Source organism: Siccirubricoccus deserti (genome assembly GCF_014283215.1).
GTDB classification, from domain to species: domain Bacteria; phylum Pseudomonadota; class Alphaproteobacteria; order Acetobacterales; family Acetobacteraceae; genus Siccirubricoccus; species Siccirubricoccus deserti.
Genome location: NZ_JACOMF010000186.1, coordinates 1 through 2,088 on the forward strand (window position 1 = coordinate 1; position 2,088 = coordinate 2,088).

At 66.6% G+C, this 2,088-nt stretch carries 1 protein-coding gene; it reads left to right on the top strand.

The features are described 5' to 3' along the window. The first annotated feature begins 617 nt into the window (after positions 1–617). On the top strand, positions 618–1,511 hold the full coding sequence (locus H7965_RS29615; protein ID WP_186774060.1) for a DMT family transporter: 894 nt from the start codon (positions 618–620) through the stop codon (positions 1,509–1,511). Positions 1,512–2,088: the final 577 nt, after the last annotated feature.

A 2,088-nucleotide genomic window follows, 5' to 3' on the forward strand; every position in this document is an offset into this window, starting at 1 on the left:
CGGCATCCGTGCCGGAGAGCAATTGATCCAGCAACTCATCGGCTATGTGCGGCGCTTTCCTTCGAGCCATGGGGGAGATCCTCTCTTTCCCTCATGACCGGCAACACACGAAAATCCCGACAGTCCCCACCTGCAGGACGCCATCACCCGCTACATCCGCGACCACAACAGGGCCGCTAGGCCATTCGTCTGGACCAAACCTGCAGATACCATCCTCAGCAAGCTCGCCAGACTTCCTGCACCTTCTGAATGAGTCAGTGCAGTAGCCTTGATAATCTAGCGAGCCCGCAGTCAGCCAATCACACCTGCACCCAGGCGCGCCGAGAAGATCGCGGTACCGCAATTCCGGCAGAAGCCGCACACCAGTGTCGGGGAGGGGTGGAAACGCCCAGCCGCGCCGCTTAGGCGCACATCCTTATCAGGGAACAGCAGCCCCCCTCACGCAAGCGCTCCGGCCGAACCGCAGGCGATGGACCACGGGCGCCAGCTCGCCTAAACCGTCGGCACCACTCCCGCACGGCAAGATCGCGCCGGGGTGCTTCGCTGCTCAGGGCGGTTAAGATGGAACACTCGCGCACGCTCTCCTGGCGGCGCCGCAGGAGCGGCGAGGGTGCCGCGTGACCTGGCCGCTGTTGCTCATCGTCTGGCTCTGCTGGGGTCTCAGCTATCCTTTCATGGCCTGGACGCTGGAGGCGGTGGACCTGATCACCGCCCGCCTGCTGGCCAATGCCGGGGCCGGAACCCTGCTGCTGCTGCTCTGCCTGCGCGCCCCGGGCCGGCGTATCCTGCCGCACCGTGAGGAGTGGCGTGGCGTGCTCGCGCTCAGCCTGCTGATCATGGTGATCTTCCCCTTCGCGCTGATCGCCGGCGTGATGCTGGTCGGACCAGGGCAGGCTGCCATCCTGAACTATACCATGCCGCTCTGGGCCTCGCTGCTCGCGGTACCGGTTTTGGGCGAGCGACTGGACCGCCGCACCCTAATGGCACTTGGGCTCGGGCTCGCTGCCGTGCTGTTGGTGCTGGCTGGCACCATGGGGCCCGAGGGTCCGAGCGGCCTCGGCGTGGCGCTGGGCTTGGCGGCGGGCGCCACCTTCGGTGCTGGCACGGTGCTCAGCAAGAAGCTGCGCTTTCGCAGCCCCGTGCTGCTGATCACGGCCTGGCAGCTGCTGCTGGGAACGCCGCCGGCCTTTGTGGTGTGGCTGCTGCTGTACGACCACACCTATCTGCACCCGGAGGCGGGACGAGGGCTGTTCGGCCTGTTCTACATGACCGTCTTCGCCAATGCGCTCGCCTACGCCGCGTGGTTCCCCCTGGTGGGGCGGCTGAAGGCCAGTGTCGCCAGCCTCTCGCTGCTGGTGGTGCCCTGCATCGGTGTCGCCAGCAGCGCGCTGCTCGTGCAGCGCAAGATTGGCTCCTTCGACGTGGCGGGCCTAGTCTGCATACTGAGCGCGATCGCTCTGGTAGTCCGGCGGCGCGCGGGACCGCCGACGGCGGAGGAGACGCCTCGGTAGGCCGGCTGAGGCGGTGCTGGTGGTCTCCGCCAGGCGGAAGGATCCCGTGAACACAGCGGACAACTGGCAAGTGCGCCAGGGGTTTCGATGCGTGCTAAGTGTCAGGCGCTATCCACCAGAGGCCGGTCCGGAACCAACCCCGCGCACCGCGCGCACGATTGTGGGGAAGGATCGGGTCCCGTCCGGCAGCCCTGCCAAGTAGCCAGCCCTGACGTGCCGCGGATCTCGCCGTGCACCTCGACCCGGTCAGCGCCAGGTGGAAGGCAGTGCTGGCACGGAGCACGCCCGCGCCGATGACCGCAACGCGTATGGATCTGTTCCCTTCTAGCGCCATGGGCATGAGGGTTGACACCCGGGCGCCAGCCGCAGCCGTTGGAGATGAGGTCTCAAACCGGGCGCCGCCTTGTGGATTATGGTCACCCAGAAATACGCCTCATAGGAACGGCAGCTGTAGTGCTTCCGTATTGGGCCTTCGGGCGTCAAGCCCCTCGAGTGAGTACCGCGTCGCCGGTGTCATGCTTCCGTCCGTGGTCGGCACGCGGTCGCCACATCCTGCGGTCAGAAAGGAGCCAGCGGG